The organism is Streptomyces sp. 71268 (genome assembly GCF_029392895.1).
Classification (GTDB): domain Bacteria; phylum Actinomycetota; class Actinomycetes; order Streptomycetales; family Streptomycetaceae; genus Streptomyces.
The window spans coordinates 7,507,592-7,527,431 of the sequence record NZ_CP114200.1 but is presented as its reverse complement, the minus strand read 5'-3'; the positions used below and the strand labels follow the sequence as shown (position 1 = coordinate 7,527,431).

Sequence of the window (19,840 nt, the reverse complement as noted above, 5' to 3'; positions counted from 1 at the left end):
CTGCTAAAAGTGCCGCTGCTCAGCGAGTGGTGTTCTCGATGGGAATCAGCAGGTCGTTCAGAAAGGCTTCGCGGCCGGAGAACTTCGAGCTGAACCGGTGGATGACGTTGCCGTCCGACGTGTGCTCGTGCACCAGCGGATGGAGGCGGGAGTCCTGCGGGGCGACGGCCAGGGCGCTGCCCGGGGCGGCGGACGCCCAGTAGTGCTCCGTGCCGAAGGGGTAGCCGGGGAGGCTGGTCAGGCGGGGCTGGCTCTCCCACAGGCCCTCGAAGTGGGGCGGGTAACCCTGGGAGTAGAACTCGGCCAGGGCGGTGAGGTGGTCCGAGTACCGCTCGCTGTCGCCCCACACCGTGCGGCTGGCTCGTACCAGGCCCTCGATCAGCTTGCCGATCGTGGCGTTGGGGGCGAAGTCGCGGCTGACCGTGCCACGGACCAGGTTGGGGATCTTCACGCCGGCCGCCGCCTCGCGGAGCAGCCGGACCGCGTCCTCGCGGTCCTGGACGACCACGGCGCAGCGCAGCGCGAAGTGGTGCCGGCCGGTCATCAGGGTGCGGCTGACCGAGGCGAGGTAGCCGGCGTCGTCGGCGGGCTGGGCCGCCAGGTGGTCGGCCAGGCCGGTCAGCCGCTCCTGGAGCGCCTCCTCGGTCTTGGCGGAGACCAGGAGGAGGTGGTGTTGCGGGAAGGTGCGGCCGGTGTGGCCGGCGGCGTCCTCGCGCTCGGTGCCGTACGCCTGGAGGATGACGTGGGCGTTGGTGCCGCTCATGCCGAACGAGCTGACGGCGCCGCGTCGGGGCCGGCCCGGCGTCGCGGGCCAGGGGCGGGGTTGGCGGTTGACGAAGAAGGGGCTGTTGTCCCAGTCGATGTAGTCGCTGAGTTCTTCGCAGTTGATGCTCGGCGGGATGGTCTCCTTGCGCATGGCCGTCACCAGGGTGATGAGGTTGACCAGGCCGGAGGCGGCCATGCTGTGCCCCATGTTGGGCTTGATCGAGGTCAGCGCGCAGAAGCCGGTGCGGTCGGTGCGCGAGCGGAACGCCTCGGCCAGCGCGTTGGTCTCGATCGGGTCGCCGAGCCGAGTGCCGGTGCCGTGGCTGACCACGTACTCCAGCGTGTCCGGCGAGATGTGGTGTCGGTCGTAGAGGGAGGTCAGCAGGCGGGTCTGGGCCTCGCCGCTGGGCGCGGTGATGCCGTTGGTGCGGCCGTCGTAGTTGATGCCGCTGCCGAGGATCGTCGCGTAGACGAGGTTGCCGTCGTGCTCGGCCGCGCGCTGCTTCTTCAGTACGAGCACCGCGATGGCCTCGCCGGGCACCATGCCGTTGGCCCGCTGGTCGAACGCGTAGCACGTCCGGTCGGGCGAGAGCATGTTGGCCTTGTCCATGGCGACGAAGTCGTGGTCGGAGGCCATGAGGCTGGCGCCGGCGACGATGGCGGTGTCGCAGTCCCCGTACGCCAGGCTCAGGCACGCCTCGCGCAGCGCGACCAGGCCGGAGGAGCAGGCGGTGTTGATGGCCATGCTGGGGCCGGAGAGGTTGAGGAAGTAGGCCAGGCGCGAGGCCAGGATGGCGTTGCTGTTGGAGGTGACGGTGGCCTGGTCGTCGACGAGGTAGCGGTAGTCGCCCTCCTCGACGCCGACGAAGACCCCGACGTTGCCCGCGGCCAGCGACCGCTCGCCGTAGCCGGCGTCCTCCAGGGCCCGCCACATCTCCTGGAGCAGCAGCCGCTGGCGCGGGTCCATCAGCTCCGCCTCGCGCGGCGAGATCTCGAAGAACAGCGGGTCGAACTCCGCGATGCCCGGCACCGAGCCGAACTTCGGCGGCTGCTGGCCCTCGGGCAGCTCCTCGGTGGAGTGCCACGAGGCGCGCTCCTTCGGCGCCTCGCCGATGACGCTGCGGCCCTCGGTCAGGATCGACCACAGCTCGTCGACGGTGCGCGCGTCGGGGAAGCGTCCGCTCATGCCGACGATCGCGATGGGCTCCTCGGCGGCGCCGGTGGCCGTGGCGCGCGCGGGCACGGCCTCGGCGAAGCGCTCCGAGCGGCGCTTGAGGTCGCTAGCCGGGGCGGCCGGCGCCGTGGGGGCGGACGAGCCCTCGCGGTAGCGGGCGGCCATGTGCTCGGCGTGCGAGGTGAGGAGGAAGTTCGCCAGGCGCCCCAGGGTGGGGTGGCTGAAGAACAGGTCGGGGGTGAGGGTGAGGCCGAGCCGGCCACTGAGCGTGGTGGCGAACTTGGCGATGTTGAGGGAGTCGATGCCGTAGTTCGCCAGGTTCTCGTCGGCGTCGAGCTCCTGCGCCGGGATGGCGAGCACCTGTCCCGCGGCGTCGGCCAACTCCCAGGCCACGCACTGCGACACGGTCCAACCACGCATCTGCGGGCGGCGGCCCTCGCCGGGCGCCTGGGCCACGGTGGCCGCCGCGCGCGGGCGGGCCCGCTCCTGGCGCAGGGTGAGTTCGCTCAACCTGACGGCCACCGTGCCGTCGGCCGTGGCCAGCTCCACGGTCAGCGAGCAGGCGTCCGCGGGCCCGTCCGCGCGCGGGGTGACCAGCGCCCAGCACAGCGGCTGGGCCGTGGCCGCGAAGCCGGCCTCGGCCACGGTGGTGACCGTGCCCTGTTCGGCGCCCCAGCCAAGGCGCTGCCGGGCTGCGGCGAGACAGGCTTCCAACCGCGCCGAGTCCAGGACGAGTTCGGCGCCGTCCGTCTCGTGGGGCGCCGGGTCCAGCTCGACCAGCACCCGGTCCCGGCCCGGCAGCGCGCGCAGCGCGGGCAGGTCGAGCGCGGCGGGGTGGTCGTCGCCGGTCGGGGTGGCGACGGGGGCGGCCTCGCCGTCGCAGACCAGGTAGGCGTCATCGCCCTCGCCGGCGTAGATCGCCCAGTCGACCCGGCCCTCGCCCGCGTCCCGCAGGTCCACGCGCAGTTCCAGTGGCGTCGTGCCGTCGTCCCCGTCGGGGACGGTGACCGGCGCGTGCCAGGCCACCTCGCGCAGCGCGATCGGCCGCGCTCCCCCGCCCAGGCCCAACACCACGGCGGCGCGGGCCAGTTCGAGCAGGGCTCCGGTCTGCGCGGTGCCGTCGGAGAGCAGTCCGTACGCGTCGTGCGGGCCGCTGAAGGTGGAGGCGAAGCGCTGGCAGGTGACGTCGGAGACGTTGCGGTGTACCAGCGGGTGCAGGTGGGCGGTGGGCGCGCCCGTCGTGGTGACGGGCGCGGCGGAGACCCAGTACTCGGCGTGCTCGAAGGCGTAGCTGGGCAGACCCATGCGCCGCGGCGGGTTCGCGCCCCACAGGCCGGCGAACGCGGCCGGCTCGTGGCCCTGGCAGTAGGAGCGGGCCAGCTCGGTCAGCAGGCCGGGTCCCCGGTCGCCGGCGGCCTCGGCGGCCAGCTCGCGCAGCGCGCGGGTCTCGGCGGCGCTCGGGGTGAAGTCACGCGGCGCGCTGCCGCGCACCACCTCGGGCCCGTCGTGCCCGTCGGCCGCCCGACGCAGCGCGGCGACCGCCTCGGCGCGGTCCCGTACGACGAGGGCGCAGCGGCGCGCGAAGTGGTGCCGGCCGGCGAGCAGGGTGTGGCTGACGGAGGCCATGACGCCGGGGCCGACGTCGGCGGGCAGCGCGGCCAGGTGGTCGGCCAGGTTGGCGAGCTGGCGGGAGAGCGCCGCCTCCGTCTTGGCGGAGCACACCAGCAGGTGCCAGGGCGCGGCGGGCTGGTCGCCGAGGTGGGCCACCTCGTCGCGGGCGGTGCCGTGGCTCTCGATGACGACGTGCGCGTTGGTGCCGCTGAAGCCGAACGAGCTGACCGCGGCGCGGCGCGGCTGCCCCGCCCGCTCGGGCCAGGCGTGTGCCTCGCGGCTGATGTAGAAGGGGCTCTCGGACCAGTTGACGAAGTCGCTGATCTCCTCGCAGTTGATGCTCGGCGGGATGATCTCCTTGCGCATGCCGACGACCAGGCCGATGAGGCTGACCAGACCCGAGGCGGCCAGGGCGTGGCCGACGTTGGGCTTGGTCGAGGTCAGGGCGCAGAATCCGGTGCGCGCGGTGTGCGGCCGGAACGCCTCGGCCAGCGCGTTGATCTCGACGGGGTCGCCGAGGCGGGTGCCGGTGCCGTGGCTGACCAGGTGGCTCAGCGAGTCCGGCGAGATGCCCGCGCGCTGGTAGACCTCCTGGAGCAGGCGGGCCTGGGCGTTGCCGCTGGGGGCGGTGATGCCGTTGGTCCGGCCGTCGTTGTTGACGCCGCTGGCCAGGATGTTGGCGTAGATGCGGTGACCGTCGCGCTCGGCGTGCGGGCGCCGCTTCAGGACGACCACGGTGATGGCCTCGGAGGGCACCATGCCGTCCGCCCGCTTGTCGAAGGCGCGGCAGATCCCCTGCGCGGAGAGCATGCCGGCGCCGTCCATGACGTCGTACTCGCGGGGGGTCGTCAGCAGGTTGGCGCCGGCCACGATCGCGGTGTCGCAGTCCCCGTGCCGCAGGCTCAGGCACGCCTCGTGCAGCGCCACCAGGCTGGAGGAACAGGCGGTGTTGATCGCGATGCCGGGGCCGGTCAGGTTGAGGAAGTACGACAGGCGCGCGGCCATCACCGCGTTGTGGTTGGAGGTGATGCGCTCCTCGGCGAAGGCCAGGGAGCGGTAGTCACCCTCCTCGGCACCGACGAACACACCCACGCGCTCGGCGGCCAACTGCTCACGCCCACAGCCGGCGTCCTCCAGGGCCCGCCACATCTCCTCAAGCAGCAGGCGCTGCCGGGGGTCCATGGCCGCCGCCTCGCTGGGCGCGATCTCGAAGAACAGCGGGTCGAACTCGGCGATGCCGGGGATCGCGCCGACGGAGCGCCGCTTGTCGTCGGCCCACCACTCGCGCCGCTCGCGCGGCATCGGGCCGATCACGCTGCGGCCCTCGGCCAGCAGGTCCCAGAACTCCTCGACCGTACGGGCGGCGGGGAACCGCCCGCTCATGCCGATGATGGCGAACTGTTCGTCGACGGAGACCGCGTCCCGCGTGACGTCCGGCCCATCCGGCCGCCGCGCCGGGGCGGCGTGCGAGGCGGGTCGCGGCGCGGCCGCCCGGTGCGCGGGCTCGGCCACCGGCTCGTACCGCTGGGGCTGTTGGACCTGTTGGACCTGTTGGCCCTGTGATGCCTGCTGGCCGAGCGGCTGCGGGGCCGCCTCGGCGAGGGAGACCGCCTCCGCCTGTGGGGCGTGCGGTTCGGCCGGGGGCTTGGCGGGGGCGAAGCGGCTTCCGTCGCCGCGCCGGGTGCGCAGCTTGGCGCCGGGGCGTACGGGCGCCGCCTCGGGAGCGGGGGTCGCGTCGGGTGCCGGGTTCGCGTCGGCGAGCGTCGGGGCGGGGGCCGGCTCCCGGGTCGGCCCAGCGGGCGGCACGGGCGCGGTGACGGCCTCGGCGGCGGGCCGGGCCACGGGCGCGAGGTCGTAGTGGTCTGCCAGTTGGGCCCGGTGCCGGGTGAGCAGGAACTCGTGCAGCGTGTGCAGGGTGGAGTAGCTGAAGAAGACGTCCGGGGTGAGGTCGAGGCCCAGCCGCTCGGAGAGCACGCCGGCGAACTCCACCAGCGTGATGGAGTCGAAGCCGAAGTCCCGGAAGTTCTCGTCGCCGGCCAGCTTCTCGACCGGCAGCATCATGATCTGGCTGACCACGCTCTTCAGGTCCCGCCGCAGCGCGTCGGCCAGGTCGGCACCGTCGTCTTCGAGTCGCACCCGCGCCGCCTCCTGGGTCTGGGTCGTGGCCGACGCGTCGGCGTCGGCGTCGTCAACGGCCGCGGCGTCGGCGGTGACGCGCAGCGTGGCGTGGATGCGGTCGCGCTGGCCGACCATGGCCAGGTACGCCGCCTCGGGTTGCGCGATGAGGTGCCGGAACAGGGCGGTGCCCTCGGCTGGCTCCAGGTAGCGCTGCCCGCTGGAGCGCAGGTAGAAGTCGCCCGCGTCGGCGTCGGCCAGGTTCATGCCGTCGCTGCGCCACAGCGGCCAACTGACGGCCAGCCGCCTGGGCCCGGCGGGGTTCTGGTGCGCCAGGTGGCGGGCGTAGCCGACCTGGAAGCGGTTCGCCACCGCGTAGTCGCAGCTCCCGAAGTCGCCGAGGACGGCGGCGCTGGACGAGAAGTAGCACACGAAGTCGGGCGCCTGGGGCAGGCCGGCGAGGGCCCGCTCCAGCGCGCGGGTGCCGGCGATCTTGGGCTCCAGGACGCGGGCGAAGGTCGCCGCGTCCCGGTCGGCGATGCTGCCGTGCGCCTCGACGCCCGCGGCGTGCAGCACGCCGTCGACGCGGCCGAAGCGGTCCGTGGCGGCCCGCAGCACCGTGGTCAGGGCCGCTTCGTCGGCCACGTCGGCCTGGCCGTACCAGGTCGCCCCGGCGCCGGCCGAGGTCAGCTCCGCCAGCCGCGCGCGCACCGCGGGGTCGTCGGCGGGGCGGCGGCCGACGAGCGCGAGCCGCGCCCCGTAGGTGCGGGCGAGCCAGCTCCCGAAGATCGCGCCGAGGCCGCCGGCGCCGCCGGTGATCAGGTACGTGCCGCCGGTGCGCAGCGCGTCGGGGCCCGGTCGCAGGGTGGCGGGGCGCACCCGTTGGACGAGGCGGCGGCCCCCGGTGCGCAGGGCGCCGGTCGGCTCGGCGGCGGCCAGTTCGGCGGCCAGGGCGCTCGGCATCTCCGCGCTGTCGCCGGTGGCCTCGTCCAGGCCCAGGACGGTGAGCGAGGTGCCCGGCACGACGAGGCCGATCGACCGCTCGAAGCCCCACCACGCCTCGAGGGCGCTGCGCTCCTCGCCGTCGGCGAAGGCGCCGCCGAGTACGACGCGCCGGGGGGCGCGGCCGTCCCGGGCGGCCTCCTCAGCGACGACCCGGAGCAGGGCGCGCAGCGGGTCGGGCCGCCACAGCAGGTCGCGGCCGGCGGGCTCGGTGGCCCACAGGTGCGCGATGACGTCGACGGGGCCGTGCTCGGCGGCTACGTCCCGCAGCAGCGCGCGGTAGGCCGCCTCCAGGTCGCCGCCGACCTCGTACCGGTCGGCGGCGAGCCGCCGGTAGTCGGCGCCACGAGCGGCGTGGACGACGGTGAGGTCGGGCTGGTCGGCGACCAGCGCGCGCCGCAGACGCTCCTGCTCCCGCTCGTCGGAGAGCAGCACGAGGGCACACCGGTGCCGGGGCGTTGGCGAGGCCGCCGTCGCGGGTGCCTCCTGCCAGTCCTCGGTGAACAGGTGCAGGTCGTCCGGGATGGTCACGTCCGGGTTGGTCAGCATGGCCCCTCATTTCTGTGGGCGAAACGGATACCGGACAGGCGGACCAGTAGCCGGCCGTTCCTGTCGCGCATGTCGAGGTCAAGGGCCTGGGGGGCGGTGGAGGCGGTGAGGATCGCGTAGACCTCGTCCGCGTGAGCGCCGTGGAAGGTGACCGCGTCGATCGCGGCCGGTGCCACGGCGGCGGGCCACGCGGGCTCCGGCCACAGCGCCGCCACCTGGAGCGCCACGGTCAGCAGCACTGGGTGGGCGACGAACGCTCCGGCGACCGGCCGCGGTGCCGATGGCAGGCTCAGCTCGGCCACCAGGCGGCCGTCGCCACGGCAGACGGCCCTGAGCGCCTGGTACGCGGCGCCCTGTTGGAGCCCGGCGCGGCGCAGGGCGGCGTCGAGGTCGGCCGACGAGCCGTGCGGCCGCGTGCCGTCGGTGTACTGGCGCAGGTCCACCCGGTCGGGCTCGGCCGCCACCGTGGTGAGCGCCGCCTGTCCCTGGCAGAACAGGCGGACGTCGTCGGCGCCTTCGCCGTCGTCCGCTCGCCGCTGGTAGCAGTCGAAGTCGACCAGGCCGTCCGGGCCCTGCACGAGTGCGATGTCGATCGGCCGTGCGTCCGGCTCGTGGCGGTAGCTCTCGTGCCAGGTCAGGTCCGTCAGGCGGACGCCGACGTGCTGGGCGTCGCGGCCGTGCGCGAGGGCGACCGCCGCCCGGGCCGCCTCGATCCACGCGGCGTCCGGCAGCGCGGCACGGCCGTGGGAGAGGTGGTCGCGCAGGAGGGGCTCGTGGCCCGTCCAGGAGGTGCGGAAGCGCTCCTCCTGGAAGTCCGAGACGTTCTCGTGCACGAGGGGGTGCGGGCGGCGGACGGTGTCCACCGGCCCGTCGACCGGTGCGGCCACGCCGTCCGTCCCGACCGCGCCGGCGGTCTGGTGTCCGTCGGCGGTCTCGGTCCGGGGCCGGGGCGCCGCCGGGGCCGGTGGCGGGTCGAGGCCGGGGAGCGGTGCGGGGGCGCCGTCGGCCCACCGGTCGAGCAGCGTCCTGGCGTGCTGACCGGCCGCCAACAGGCCCTCCACGAAGCCCCGTACGTCCCCGTCGGCCAGGGCCTGGACGGGTGCCGGGGTCGGGGCCGTCGGGCCGGCCGCCGGTTCCGCCTCCGACGGCGCGGGGGCGATCTGGCTCGCCGGCTCGGGCTGGCGCTGGGGCTGGGCGGCGGGGCGCGGAGCGGGCGCGGGCCGCGGGGCACGGTGCGTGGTGCGGACGAACTCGGTGGTGGGCAGGGGCAGCGAGCGGCGCGGGGTGCCGGCGAAGTACCGGTCCCAGTCGATGTCGACGCCCGCGCGCCACAACCGCAGCAGCGGTTCGGCCAGCATGTCGGCGAGGGCCAGATCGCCGTCGATCACCACGTCCGCCGGCCCGGTGGTGCCGGGCTCGCCGATCCACAGGGTCGCGGTCAGCGGCCCGGCCGTGGCGGCGCTGTCGTGCGCGCCGGTGGCGGCCCACTCGCGCAACTGGTCCGGCGTGGCCGACATCCCGGCGCGGGCCCGCAGCACCGGGTACTCGCCGTCCGGCGCCGGCCGCACCGCGCGGGCCAGCAGGTCGGCGGCGACCTGGGCCCGGCCGTCGGCGCCGTCGGCGAGGAGTGCCGGTAGGTGCTCGCGGGTGAGTACGCCGTCCGCGAGGAGGTCGAGGACCTCGCGGGCCCGCCGGTCGCGCACCATGGGGTCGCGCGGCAGGCTCCACTTGCGGTCCACGAGGTCGAAGGCGTGCTGGGTGGCCAGGACGCGGAAGACCTCGGCCGGTGTCGTGGCGGCGGCCGGCGGCGTGGTCCACTCCGCGCTGTCCAGCGGCAGTCGCCAGTCCTGCCGGCCGCGCCACTCCAGCTCCTGGTTCCAGGCCCGCAGGTGGCCGCGGAAGGTGTGCTGCCCGTCGACCAGTTGGCCGGCCTTGGCCCACACCGCGGCGGTCTCCTCGCCGCTGAGGACCAGGCCGTCGAGGAGTTCGGCGAGGTAGCTCTCGTCCAGCGGGTGGGTGGGGAAGGTGTGGCCGGTGAGCGGCTCCGTGAAGGGCAGGCGCGGGGCGCGCAGCGGGGCGCTCTCGGGCGCCTTGCCACGGACGAACTCCGCCGCGGCCGGCCAGTCGAGCGCGCCCGTGGCGGCCAGCGCCGGCCACACGCCGGCGCCGTGCGCCGTGACGCTGGCCGGGGCGAGGCCCAGGTCCAGCAGCACCCGCAGCGTCAGCAGCCCGAACACGGCGGCCGACCGCGCGCCTCGGTCGCCCTGGCGCAGCGCGCGCAGCGCCGCCTGCGCGTCGTCGGAGCCGGTACGGAACTCCTCGGCGGCCTCCGCGTACGGCGGCGTGGCCAGCAGTTCGCGCAGCCGCTGCCGGGCGGGCGGGCGCAGTTCGCCCACGGCTAGGCGCCAGGTGCGGTCGGCGGGCGGTACGGCGGGCTCGCCGGCCTTGGCGACCAGTGCCGCGATGTCCCGCTCGCCGCTGACCAGGCCGCCGATCCGGGCCGTGGCGTGCTCGCGGCCGACGGCGAGGGTGTGGCAGACGTCCGCGACGGGGCCGAGCCCGGCGCCCGGGGTGGCGGTCAGCGTGCGCCAGCGGTCGAGCAGCAGGTCGAGCGAGTGCGGGGAACGGGCGGACAGCAGGAAAGGGTAGCGGGTGGAGGGGCGAGCGCGGCGCTTGCCGGCGGGCCGTGAGCCGGTGGTGGCCGGGCCCGCGCCCTCGGTGTACTCCTCGACGATCAGGTGGGAGTTGACGCCGCCCATACCGAAGGAGCTGACGCCGGCGCGCAGGGCGGCGCCGGGCTCGTGGGGCAGCCAGTCGGCGGGCTCCCGGGTGATCTCGAAGGGGCTGCCGGCCAGCTTGATCAGCGGGTTCAGGGCGCTGATGTGGATGCTGGGCGGCACCCGGCGCTCGGCCATCATCATGAGCACCTTGATGAGCCCGGCGACGCCGGCGGCCGCCTCCAGGTGCCCGATGTTGGGCTTGACGGAGCCGACGCGGCACCAGTGCTCGTCGGCCGAGGCCGCCGCGTACACCTGGCGCAGCGCCTCCACCTCGATGGGGTCGCCCAGCGAGGTGCCGGTGCCGTGCGCCTCGACGTAGGTGATGGTGCGCGGGTCGGCGCCGGCGCGGGCCAGAGCGGCGGAGATGACCTCGCGCTGGGACTCGACGGTGGGGGCGGTGATGGTGGCCCGGCTGCCGCCGTGGTTGACGGCGCTGCCGGTCAGCACGCCGTAGATGTGGTCACCGTCGCGTACCGCGTCCTCCAGCCGGCGCAGCAGCACCATGCCCACGCCGTCGCCGGGCACGTACCCGTCGGCGTCCTGCGAGAAGGTGTGGCACAGCCCGGTGGGGCTGAGCATGCGGGCCTTGGAGAAGGAGATGTACTTCCACGGGTGGAGGTTGAGGCTGACGCCGCCGGCCAGGGCGAAGTCGACCTCGTCGCCGAGCAGCGCGTTGATCGCCAGGTGCACGGTGACCAGCGAGGCGGCGCAGGCGGCGTCCACGGAGACGCTGGGCCCGCGCAGGCCCAGGGTGTGGGAGAGCCGGTTGGCGAGCAGGCTGTCGTACCCGCCGAGCGCGGAGTGGCTCTGTACGGACCCGCTGTCCCTGGCCGCCTCCTGGAGGTGGTCGCGGGCCATCGCGCCGACGTAGACGGCCGTCCGCGCGGCGCGCAGCGCGGCCAGCGGCGTGCCCGCGTCCTCCACGCAGTGCCAGGTCTCCTCGAGGAGCAGCCGCTGCTGGGGGTCCATCAGGGCGGCCTCGCGCGGGGAGACGCGGAAGAAGGTGTGGTCGAAGTCGTACGGGTGGGCGACCTGGGCACACCACTTGCTGGCCGTCTTGCCAGGCTCGGCCACGTCGGTGGAGTAGAACGCGGCGGCGTCCCAGCGCTCCGGCGAGATCTCGGTCGGGGAGCTGTGGCCGGCCAGCAGGTTGGCGATGTACTCGCGGTGGTCGCGGGCGTCGGGCAGGCGGGCGCCGATGCCGGTGACGGCGACGGCCGCGCCGGGGGCGGCGGTCCGGGAGGGGGCGGTCTGGGTCACGCGGCTACCCCTTGGACGGTGAGCGGTCGCGGGCCCAGTCGTTCGACGGTGGTCCGCGCCAGCCGTACGCCGGCGCCCACGCCGGCCTGACCCGATCCGGGGCGCGGGGCGTGCGGCGCTCTCGGGTCGCCTGCCCGCTCGGTGGGCAGGTGGTGGACGCGCGCCGCTGGCCGTGCCGGCGCGGGCCTCCCGTCGGAGGTGATCCTCATACTGCTCCCTCATCCGCGCGCGAGGTGCCGTGCGGACCGCGCTGTTCCCAGGGATAGATGCCGTCTTCGACGAAGCGCGTGATGCGCTGGAGGTTCCGCGGGTCGGAGAAGATCTCCAGGTTCGCGGCGATCGCGCCCTCGCGGTGCTGGTGCAACGGGGCGATCTCGGTGCTCATGAAGCGCTTGTACCGGGCGATGCCGTCCGGGGAGAGCTTGCTCATCCGGCCGAGGTGCTGGGCGATGAGCGGCCCGCTGCGCTCGGCGCAGCGGTCGACCAGCCCCCATTCGGTCGCCTGGGCGGCGTCGATCGCGCGGGTCGTCAGCGTCAGGTAGTTGGCCCGCTGGAAGCCGACGCGCCGGGTCAGGAACGGCATGACCATCGCGGGGTAGAGGCCGAACAGCAGCTCCGAGAGGCTGAAGGTGGCGCTGGTGTCGGCGATGACGACGTCGCTGGCGGCGACGAAGCCCACTCCCCCGGCGTTGGTCTTGCCCCGGACGTGGGCGAGGGTGATGTACGGGCCGGTCGCCATGCGCAGCCACAGGTCGTACAGCGGCGCCGGGTCGTACTCCGCCGGCTCCTCGGTGGCGCCCGGTCGGGGTCGCGGGGCGAAGTCGCCGAAGTCGGCGCCGACGCAGAACGCCTCGGCCGATCCCTCGAGGACGACGAGGCTGGCGCCGTCCCGTTCGCAGTCGTCCAGCACCTGGTGGAGCTCGCGGATCATCGCGTCGTTGATGGCGTTGTCGCGCTCGGGGCGGTGGAACCGCACGCGGCGGACCTGGCCCTGGCGCTCTACGCGGAGTGTCTCGTGGCCCATTTACTCTGTTCCCACCGAGGCCAGTCTTCGGCCCATGAGCGCGGCCGCCTCGTCCAGGATGCGGTAGTTGATGTCCGCGACGTGCCGGCGACGCCAGTCTTCGAGGGCGGTGCCCTTGACCCACTGGTTGAACGCGCCGAGCGCGGGGCCGCACTGCACCTGGAAGTCGACCCGGCCCTCGTCGGAGCCGCTGAGGGCCTGCCGCGTGGCGTGGGCGAAGTACCACTTGAAGACCAGGGCCATCTTGTGCTTGGGGTCCTTCTCGGCCTTGTCGATCTCCCGCTGCGGGTGGTGGGCCCGGACCTCGGCGTAGACCTCGGCGAAGCTCTTCTTGAAGTAGCGGCTCTGGAGTTGCTCGGCGGTCGTGGCGTCGAGCTGCTCCAGCGCGTCGTGGCGCTTGTACAGCTCGTAGAGCTTGTTGGCCCGGGCCGGGAAGAGCACGCCGCGCTTGAGCACCTGCACGCGGGCGCCGTACTCGAACATGTCGCCCGCGGGGGCGTAGCCGGTGTCCTGGATGTTGATGTCCTGGAGGAGGTCCTTGACCTGCTCGCTGGTGCCGGCCTCGACGGTGCACTGGTTGATCGACCCGGTGGTCAGGAAGTCGGCGCCCATCAGGAAGCAGGCCGCGGCGGCGTCCGGGGTGCCGATTCCGCCGGCGGCGCCGAGGCGCACCCGCCGCCGGTAGCCGCGCTCGGCCGTGATGTCGTCGCGCAGCCGGCGCATGGCGGGCATCAGGGCCAGGGCGACGCCCTGGTCGGTGTGGCCGCCGGAGTCGGCCTCCAGGCACAGGTCGTCGGCGACGGGCAACTCGCGGGCGAGTTCGGCCTCGTGGGCCGTGACACGGCCCTGGGCGAGGAGCTGTTCGACGATGCGGGCGGGGGCGGGGCTGAGGAAGGCGCGGGCGACCTCGGGGCGGGAGACCTTGGCGATGACGCGTCCGCGGGGTACGACGTGTCCGGCGGCGTCCCGGCGCAGGCCGGTCAGCCGGTAGCGGATCAGGGCCGGCGTCATGGCGATGAACGCGGACGCCTCGACCGTGCGGATCTCGTGCCGCAGGTAGAGGTCGACCAGGGCGTCCTCGCGCTCGGGGTGGCCCGGGTCGTGGACGAGGTTGAGACCGTACGCCTCGCCGCCGGCCAGGTGGCGCTTGAGGAAGCGGATGTCGTCGTCGACCCGCTCGGGCCGCTGGCCCGCGGTGCCGAGGAAGCCGAGCATGCCGGCCTTGCCCACGGCGACGACGAGTTCGGGCGAGGCTATGCCGCGGTACATGCCGCCGGTCAGGCAGGCGTACCGCAGGCCGTACTCGCGCTTGAAGCTGGCGCTGCCGAGGTCGGTGGCGAGGATCGTGCGGGCGACGGCGGGCTGGGGCGCGGGCGTCGGTACGCGCTCGGCGGCCGGCGCGGGCGCGGGTATGCGGGCCGGGGTCTGGGCGGCCGCCGGCGCGGGGGCGGCGCTCGCGGCCGGGGCGAGGGGCTGGGTACGGGCCGAAGTGGCGGCCGCCCACTGTCGGGACTCCCGCTCCTCCTGCTCGGCGGTGACGATCAGCGGTTCGGCGTTGCGGCGGATGCTGCGGGTCAGGCTGGTCAGCACGTGTCCGGGGCCGACCTGGAGGAACTCCTCCTCGCCCTTGCCCATCAGATAGCGAATGGTCTCGCTCCACCGGACGGTCGAGGAGATCTGGGTGATGAGCGTGTCGGCGACCCGGTCGGCGCGGTACGGGCGCGCGGTGACGTTGGCGATGACGGGGATGGTCGGGGCCTTGATGGCGAACCCGTCGGCGAACGCGGCGAACTCGCGCTGCGCGGGCTCCATGTACGGGGAGTGGAAGGCACCGCTGACCTGGAGGACGGTGTACATGCGGACGTTCGCCGCCTGGAAGGCGTCCTTGGCGCGCTCGACGTCCTCGCGCGGGCCGGAGACGACGATCTGCGAGGGCGAGTTGAGGTTGGCCACGGAGATGGAGTCGAAGCCGTGCTCCCGCAGGACGTCGTGCACCTCCTTCTCCTCCAGGCCGCCGACCGCGGCCATGCCGCCGCCGTACGCCTGGCCCATCAGCTCTCCGCGCTTCTTGACCAGTTGGAGGCCGGTGGCGAAGTCGAAGGACTCGGCGGCCAGGAGCGCGTTGTACTCACCGAGGCTGTGTCCGGCGACGTAGTCGGGGCGCGCCTTGCCCTCGGCCAGCAGCTTCAGGTAGCTGAGCGCGTTGACGACGTACAGAGCGGGCTGGGTGTACCGGGTGTTGTTCAGGCGCTCGTCCGGGCCCTCCAGACACAGCGCGCGGATCGAATAGCCCAGTATCTCGTCGGCGGTGTCCGTCAGCTCTTTGAAATCGTCAAAGAGCTCGGCGCCCATGCCGATTTTCTGGGACCCCTGCCCCGGGAAGAGATAAGCCACCATGATGGGTTGCCTGTCCTTTCACACGCCCATAGGAAGCCGGAATGCCGTCGCAATCGGGTGGCGTTCATCGCCATCCGATTACGGGCGCACAACTCATTGCCAATCACGGACCAACCACGCCGCTTGGCGGCCGTGGCCATTCGCCGCGCGCACGGCGCGGTGGTAGTTGATATCGGCCGGACGTAAGGCCGTCAGGACGCGCAGGTAAGCGGCCCGTTGCCGACCGTGACGGCTTGCTTGGCGGGACGGAAAACTCCCACTCGGTCTCGACCCGGAATGCCACCGGGGAAACAGGGAGGTGTGACGCGGGGGCTATCCCCGAGGCGCGGACGTGGCGCCAACTGCACGAGAACCCGTGGAACAGCACATTCCGGGCGCAAACCAGCCAGACCCATGATCAATCCCCCGATGGACTTTCATAGAAAACGCACATGAGCGCGTGCGGAAATACACGGGTGCACCTGTCCACGCAACAGCGAGCAACAAGGTCCCCGCGTCATCACAGGTGAGGTACCGCCCGACGCACGCACAAGCGGACATCGACGGTGACACCCCGACACATCCCCGAACGGCTGCGCGCCATTTCACCCCATTAATGGGCCGGGCGCAACTCCGCTGCGAGCGGTTACCGGGGGAGATCGAACTGTCACGGTTTCTGGTTCCTCGTAGACCATATCGCCTCTACATCCGACCAGGCCGGCACAAGAAGAGGAACTTAACATTCCGCTTCACTTTGGACACCCCACAGCACATCACCGCCGCCGTAAATGTCCAGAATAATTCAGAAGTGTCCGAAGCGTTGACCCGTAAAGCTCGCCACATATACTGTCCGCTTGCGTTTATGCGCATGGAAAAGTGGACCCGTCGGTCCAGTCATGCGATATTTCATGAAAAGAAAAAGCAGAAGTAACCGGGGGATAATACGTGCGCAACATGGTGTACCTGCTCGGCGGGCAGGGGTCCCAGTACTTCGGCATGGCATCGTCCCTCTACCAGGACAACGCCGAGTTCCGGCGCAGCATGGACCGCCTGGACGCGGTGTGCACCGGCCGGGGTGAGCGGTCCGTCGTCGACTACCTCTACGGCTCGGGGCGCGGCCTGTCCGACCCCTGCGACGACCTCGCGCTGTCCAACGCGGCGATCTTCATGGTCGAGTACTCGCTCAGCGAGGTGTTGCGCGCCGAGGGCCTGCGCCCCGACGTCCTCGTCGGCTCCAGCCTCGGCGAGTTCAGCGCCATGGCGATCGCCGGGTACGTGCCGGCCGAGGCCGCCCTCGGCTTCGTGATCGAGATGGCGCACCTGCTCGAAGGCAGGCTGCGACCGGGCGGCATGGTCGCCGTGCTCGGCGACCCCCGGCTCTACGAGGAGCTGCCCGTCCTGCACCAGCACACCGAGGTCGCCTCCGTCAACCACGGCGGCCACTTCGTGCTGAGCGGCGAGGCCGCCGGGTTGCGGATCGCCACCGAGGCGCTCAAGGAGCGCGGGCTGATCACCGTGACGCTGCCCGTCCACTTCGCCTTCCACTCCTCCGCTTTGGACGGGCTGCGCGACCCGATCACCGAACTGGCCGCGTCCCTGACCTTCGACGCCACCCCGGACCCCGCGTCCGCGCGGCCGCTGCTGATCTCGTCCACCAGCACCGACGTGGTCAAGGGCTGGCACGCCGAGGACTGCTGGAGCACCCTGCGCCGGCCGATCGCCTTCACCCGCGCCCTGTCCGCCGTGCCGGGGGCGGCCGAGGCCCACTACGTCGACCTGACGCCGTCCTCGACGCTGGCCGCCATCATGAAGACCAGCCACCCGGACCTGAGGACCTACCCCGTCATCACCCCATTCGGGACCGAGCCGGCGCGGCTGCGGACGCTGCGGGCGGAGGCGCTGTGACCGACCGCGGCAGCGGTGTCGCGATCACCGGGCTCGGCGTGCAGTGCGCCCTGGGCAGCGACGTCGAGGAGTTCACCGCGGCCCTGCGGGCGGGCACGTCCGGGGTGACCTACGAGCGGCCGGGGCCGGACCTGCCGGCCACCCTCGGCGTGGTGGCGCGCCAGCGCCGCACCCCCGCCGAGACCCTCGCGGAGCACTCGTCCACGGTGGAGCCGGAGTTGCGCGAGCGGCTGCGCCCCCTGCTGAGTCGGGCCACCCGCACCAAGCAGCACTCGCTGCTCGCCGCGGTACAGGCCTGGTCCCAGGCGGGCCTGCCGGCCGGGGGCGACCTCGGTCGCACGGAGCTGGACGCCACCCGCGCGGGCCTCGTCGTCGCCGGCGGCAACCAGGCGCACCGGCTGTACCAGGAGATGGGTGACAAGTACCGCAAGGCACCCTCCTTCGTGCGCCCGAGTTACGCCATCGACCTGTGGGACAGCGATCTGCTGGGCACGGCGAGCGAGTTGTTCGGCGTCCTCGGCGAGGGTGTGACCACCGGCGGCGCGTCGGCCGCCGGCAACGTCGGCCTGGTCACCGGGTTCCGCCTGGTCCGGGCCGGCTACGTCGACGCGTGCCTGGTCATCGCACCGATGACGGAACTGTCGCCCGTCGAGCAGATGGCGTTCTTCAACCTCGGCGCGCTCGGCGCCAAGACCGTCCAGGAGCCGGCGCACGAGCGCAGCCGTCCCTTCGACACCGGGCACGACGGGTTCGTCTACGGCGAGGGAGCCGCCGCGCTGGTGCTGGAGTCCGTCGAGCACGCCGCGGCGCGCGGCGCCCGGCCGCTGGCCCACATGCTGGGCGGCGCCGTCGCCCTGCACGGCAGCCGACTGTCCTCGCCATCGCGCGCGGACGAGGTCCGCGTCATGCGACGCGCGCTCGCCGACGCCGGCGTGACCTCCGCCCAGGTGGACTACGTGAACGCGCACGCCACCTCCACACCGCAGGGCGACGAGGCCGAGGCCGAGGCCCTGCGCGAACTGCTCGGCGAGCACGTCGGGCAGCCCTGGGTGAACGCCACCAAGTCGCTGACCGGGCACTGTCTCGGGGCGGCCGCGGCCATCGAGGCGGTGGCCTGTGTGCAGCAACTCCGGCTCGGCTTCGTACACCCCAACGCCAACCTGCGCGAGCCCATCCCCGCGGCGGCGCCCCTGCGCCTCGCCCCGGCCCAGCCGGTCGCGGCCCGGCCGCGCCACGCGCTGAGCAACGCCTTCGGCTTCGGCGGCATCAACACCAGCGTCGTCTTCGGGGCAGCCGGGTAGGCCCGCGAGCCCACTGGCGTACGGCGGCGCACCCGGCACCACCTCACCGGGCTCGGCGAGCGCGACCGCCACCCACCCGCGCGCCGGACTCGACACACCCAACAGCCTTCCCGCCCGGCCCGGTTACCCTGGGCCGGGTGGGAACCAAGCACATGCGGACGCGGGCGGCCGAACTGGTGTCGCTGGAGGGCCAGTCACGATCGGCGGCAGCCCGTACGTGGGCCGAGTCGGCGACCTGGTGCGCCCTGGTGACCTCGCTCCCCGGGCCGCCCCCGGCCGGCGCGGGACGGGTGCGCCCGCGCCGCCGCCCGCTCCCCCGCGTGTTGGCCACCCTCGGGTTCGTGGTGGCCTCGCCGTTGCTCCTCGTGGCGGCCATCGAGGGCTGGGACGGCCCGGCGCTCAGCGCCAAGGCGCGGCGCGCCAGGAAGGAGGCGCGGGAGGCCGCCGAGCGCCGCACGGCGGTGGCGCGCCAACAGGGGCTGTACCAGACGTTCGACGGCGACTGGGACGGCGCGGCAGGGCGGACGCTGCTGTCCTGGTACGCGCAGGCACCCGACGGGGAGCGGCTGATCGTGCCGACGGACGAGGAGTTGGTGCTCCTCGCGGCCCCCTCACGGGTGTGGTTCAAGGGCCGGGCCCGACGGCTGCGGATCGTGGCTCGCATCCCGTACCAGACGGCCAGGCCCGACATCCCGCGCGACGCCGACCAGCACTTCCCGCGCTTTCGGCTGTCGTTCCCCGACGGGACGTGGCTGTCCCTGCTCGCCGACGACGACAGCGACCAGGTGGTGCGGTTCTTCCGGACCTGCCGGTCGATCGCGCGCCGGACGTCCAGCGCGGGCTGACCCCGCGACACACCCTCGGGGGCGCCGTCGCGCGCCCACCGAGCTGACAACGTTGCCGGTGGGGGTGTCGCCGGATACGGGTGCCGTCCTCACCCAGGGGTGGGTTGCTGGGCCATCGCCTGGCAGCAACCCGGGTCAGGCTGGCCTTCGCACGGCACCGGGTCGTCCGTCGCTTCCGGCGCGCTGACGCGGGTCACCAGGCGGGGGTCGGCTTCCAGGTCAGGGAGGAGCGCGGGAAAAGCGGGAGTCCAACCCAACCGCTGCCGCGTCAGGTCGCTCGACACCAGGTTGTCCAGCGAGACGAGGTCAGCGAGGAACTCGAAGTGACAGCCTGCCTCGGCGGGTGTCAGGCTGACGACCGGCACCCGCAGCCGGCGGCCGATGACCTCGGCGATGGCGCGTAACGGCACCCCCTCCTCGGCGACGCCGTGCAGGATCGAACGCGCCGGGGCGGCCTCCACCGCCAGCCGGAACAGGCGCGCCGCGTCCCACCGGTGCACCGCGGGCCAGCGGTTCGCGCCGTCGCCGACGTAGGCCGACACCCCCCGCTCGCGGGCGAGGTCGACCAGGCGCGAGATGAGCCCCCGGCCACCCTCGCCGTGCATGGCCGGCGCGAGCCGTACGACGGAGGCGCGCACGCCCTGCTCGGCCAGGGCCATGACCGCGTTCTCGGCCGCGATGCGCGGCGCCGTCGAGCCCGGCACGGGCGGCACCTCCTCGGTTCCGCGGCAGCCCGGGGCCACCATGGCCAGGAGCAGCGTCGCCGAGGTGACCACGAGCGGCTTGCCGGTGCCCGCGAGCGCCGCCCCGAGCGCCTCGACGGCACCCACGTCCAGCTTTCCCGCGTCCACGTAGTCGGAGAGGTCCCGACTGAAGGCGAGGTGGATGACGCCGTCCGCGGCGGCGGCGCCGGCGCGCAGGCTGTCGAGGTCGCCCAGGCAGCCACGGTGCGCCGCGGCCCCGGCCGTCGTGAGCGCCGCAGCGGCCGTGTCCGTGCGGGCGAGCCCGACGACCTCGTGCCCGGTGGCGATGAGTTCGCGGACGACCGCGGACCCTATGTATCCGGTCGCTCCGGTGACGAATACGCGCACGCGAGAAGACCCCTTGGGTGAGTGAGTTCACGTCACCCCGCC

General features: G+C 73.6%; 8 protein-coding genes. 3 read left to right on the top strand and 5 right to left on the bottom strand.

Annotated features, from left to right (window positions below; translation table 11 throughout):
- Positions 1–19: 19 nt before the first annotated feature.
- The 4 genes from OYE22_RS30125 to fabD all read right to left on the bottom strand — a co-directional run bounded on the left by OYE22_RS30125 (position 20) and on the right by fabD (position 14,677).
- The gene (locus OYE22_RS30125; RefSeq protein ID WP_277323346.1) at positions 20–7,216 is read right to left on the bottom strand and encodes an SDR family NAD(P)-dependent oxidoreductase; all 7,197 of its coding nucleotides are present in this window, start codon (positions 7,214–7,216) and stop codon (positions 20–22) included.
- A complete protein-coding gene (locus tag OYE22_RS30120; RefSeq protein ID WP_277323345.1) occupies positions 7,210–11,256 on the bottom strand; it encodes a beta-ketoacyl synthase N-terminal-like domain-containing protein in 4,047 nt (1,348 codons plus the stop codon). The genes OYE22_RS30125 and OYE22_RS30120 overlap by 7 nt, the downstream gene beginning before the upstream one ends.
- A 205-nt stretch (positions 11,257–11,461) precedes the next feature.
- Entirely contained in the window at positions 11,462–12,280 is an 819-nt protein-coding gene (locus OYE22_RS30115) for an enoyl-CoA hydratase/isomerase (protein WP_277323343.1), read from the bottom strand.
- A complete protein-coding gene (gene fabD / locus OYE22_RS30110) occupies positions 12,281–14,677 on the bottom strand; it encodes an ACP S-malonyltransferase (protein ID WP_277323342.1) in 2,397 nt (798 codons plus the stop codon).
- A gap of 933 nt (positions 14,678–15,610) precedes the next feature.
- On the opposite strand from fabD, the gene OYE22_RS30105 reads away from it, so the two are divergent.
- The 3 genes from OYE22_RS30105 (at position 15,611) to OYE22_RS30095 (ending at position 18,707) form a co-directional block, all read left to right on the top strand.
- On the top strand, positions 15,611–16,561 hold the full coding sequence (locus OYE22_RS30105; protein ID WP_277324393.1) for an acyltransferase domain-containing protein: 951 nt from the start codon (positions 15,611–15,613) through the stop codon (positions 16,559–16,561).
- Complete coding sequence (locus OYE22_RS30100) at positions 16,558–17,862, top strand: beta-ketoacyl synthase N-terminal-like domain-containing protein (RefSeq protein ID WP_277323341.1); 1,305 nt, start codon at positions 16,558–16,560, stop codon at positions 17,860–17,862. The genes OYE22_RS30105 and OYE22_RS30100 overlap by 4 nt, the downstream gene beginning before the upstream one ends.
- Before the next feature lie 137 nt (positions 17,863–17,999).
- Entirely contained in the window at positions 18,000–18,707 is a 708-nt protein-coding gene (locus OYE22_RS30095) for a hypothetical protein (protein WP_277323340.1), read from the top strand.
- 89 nt (positions 18,708–18,796) lie between these two features.
- Here OYE22_RS30095 and OYE22_RS30090 read toward each other — a convergent pair whose 3' ends face one another.
- On the bottom strand, positions 18,797–19,798 hold the full coding sequence (locus OYE22_RS30090) for an SDR family oxidoreductase (RefSeq protein ID WP_277323339.1): 1,002 nt from the start codon (positions 19,796–19,798) through the stop codon (positions 18,797–18,799).
- Positions 19,799–19,840: the final 42 nt, after the last annotated feature.

Coding starts and splice junctions, on each gene's coding strand:
- OYE22_RS30125 (WP_277323346.1), bottom strand. CDS start 7,216: ATGCTGACCAACCCGGACGTGACCATCCCGGACGACCTGCACCTGTTC.
- fabD (WP_277323342.1), bottom strand. CDS start 14,677: ATGGTGGCTTATCTCTTCCCGGGGCAGGGGTCCCAGAAAATCGGCATG.
- OYE22_RS30105 (WP_277324393.1), top strand. CDS start 15,611: ATGGTGTACCTGCTCGGCGGGCAGGGGTCCCAGTACTTCGGCATGGCA.
- OYE22_RS30115 (WP_277323343.1), bottom strand. CDS start 12,280: ATGGGCCACGAGACACTCCGCGTAGAGCGCCAGGGCCAGGTCCGCCGC.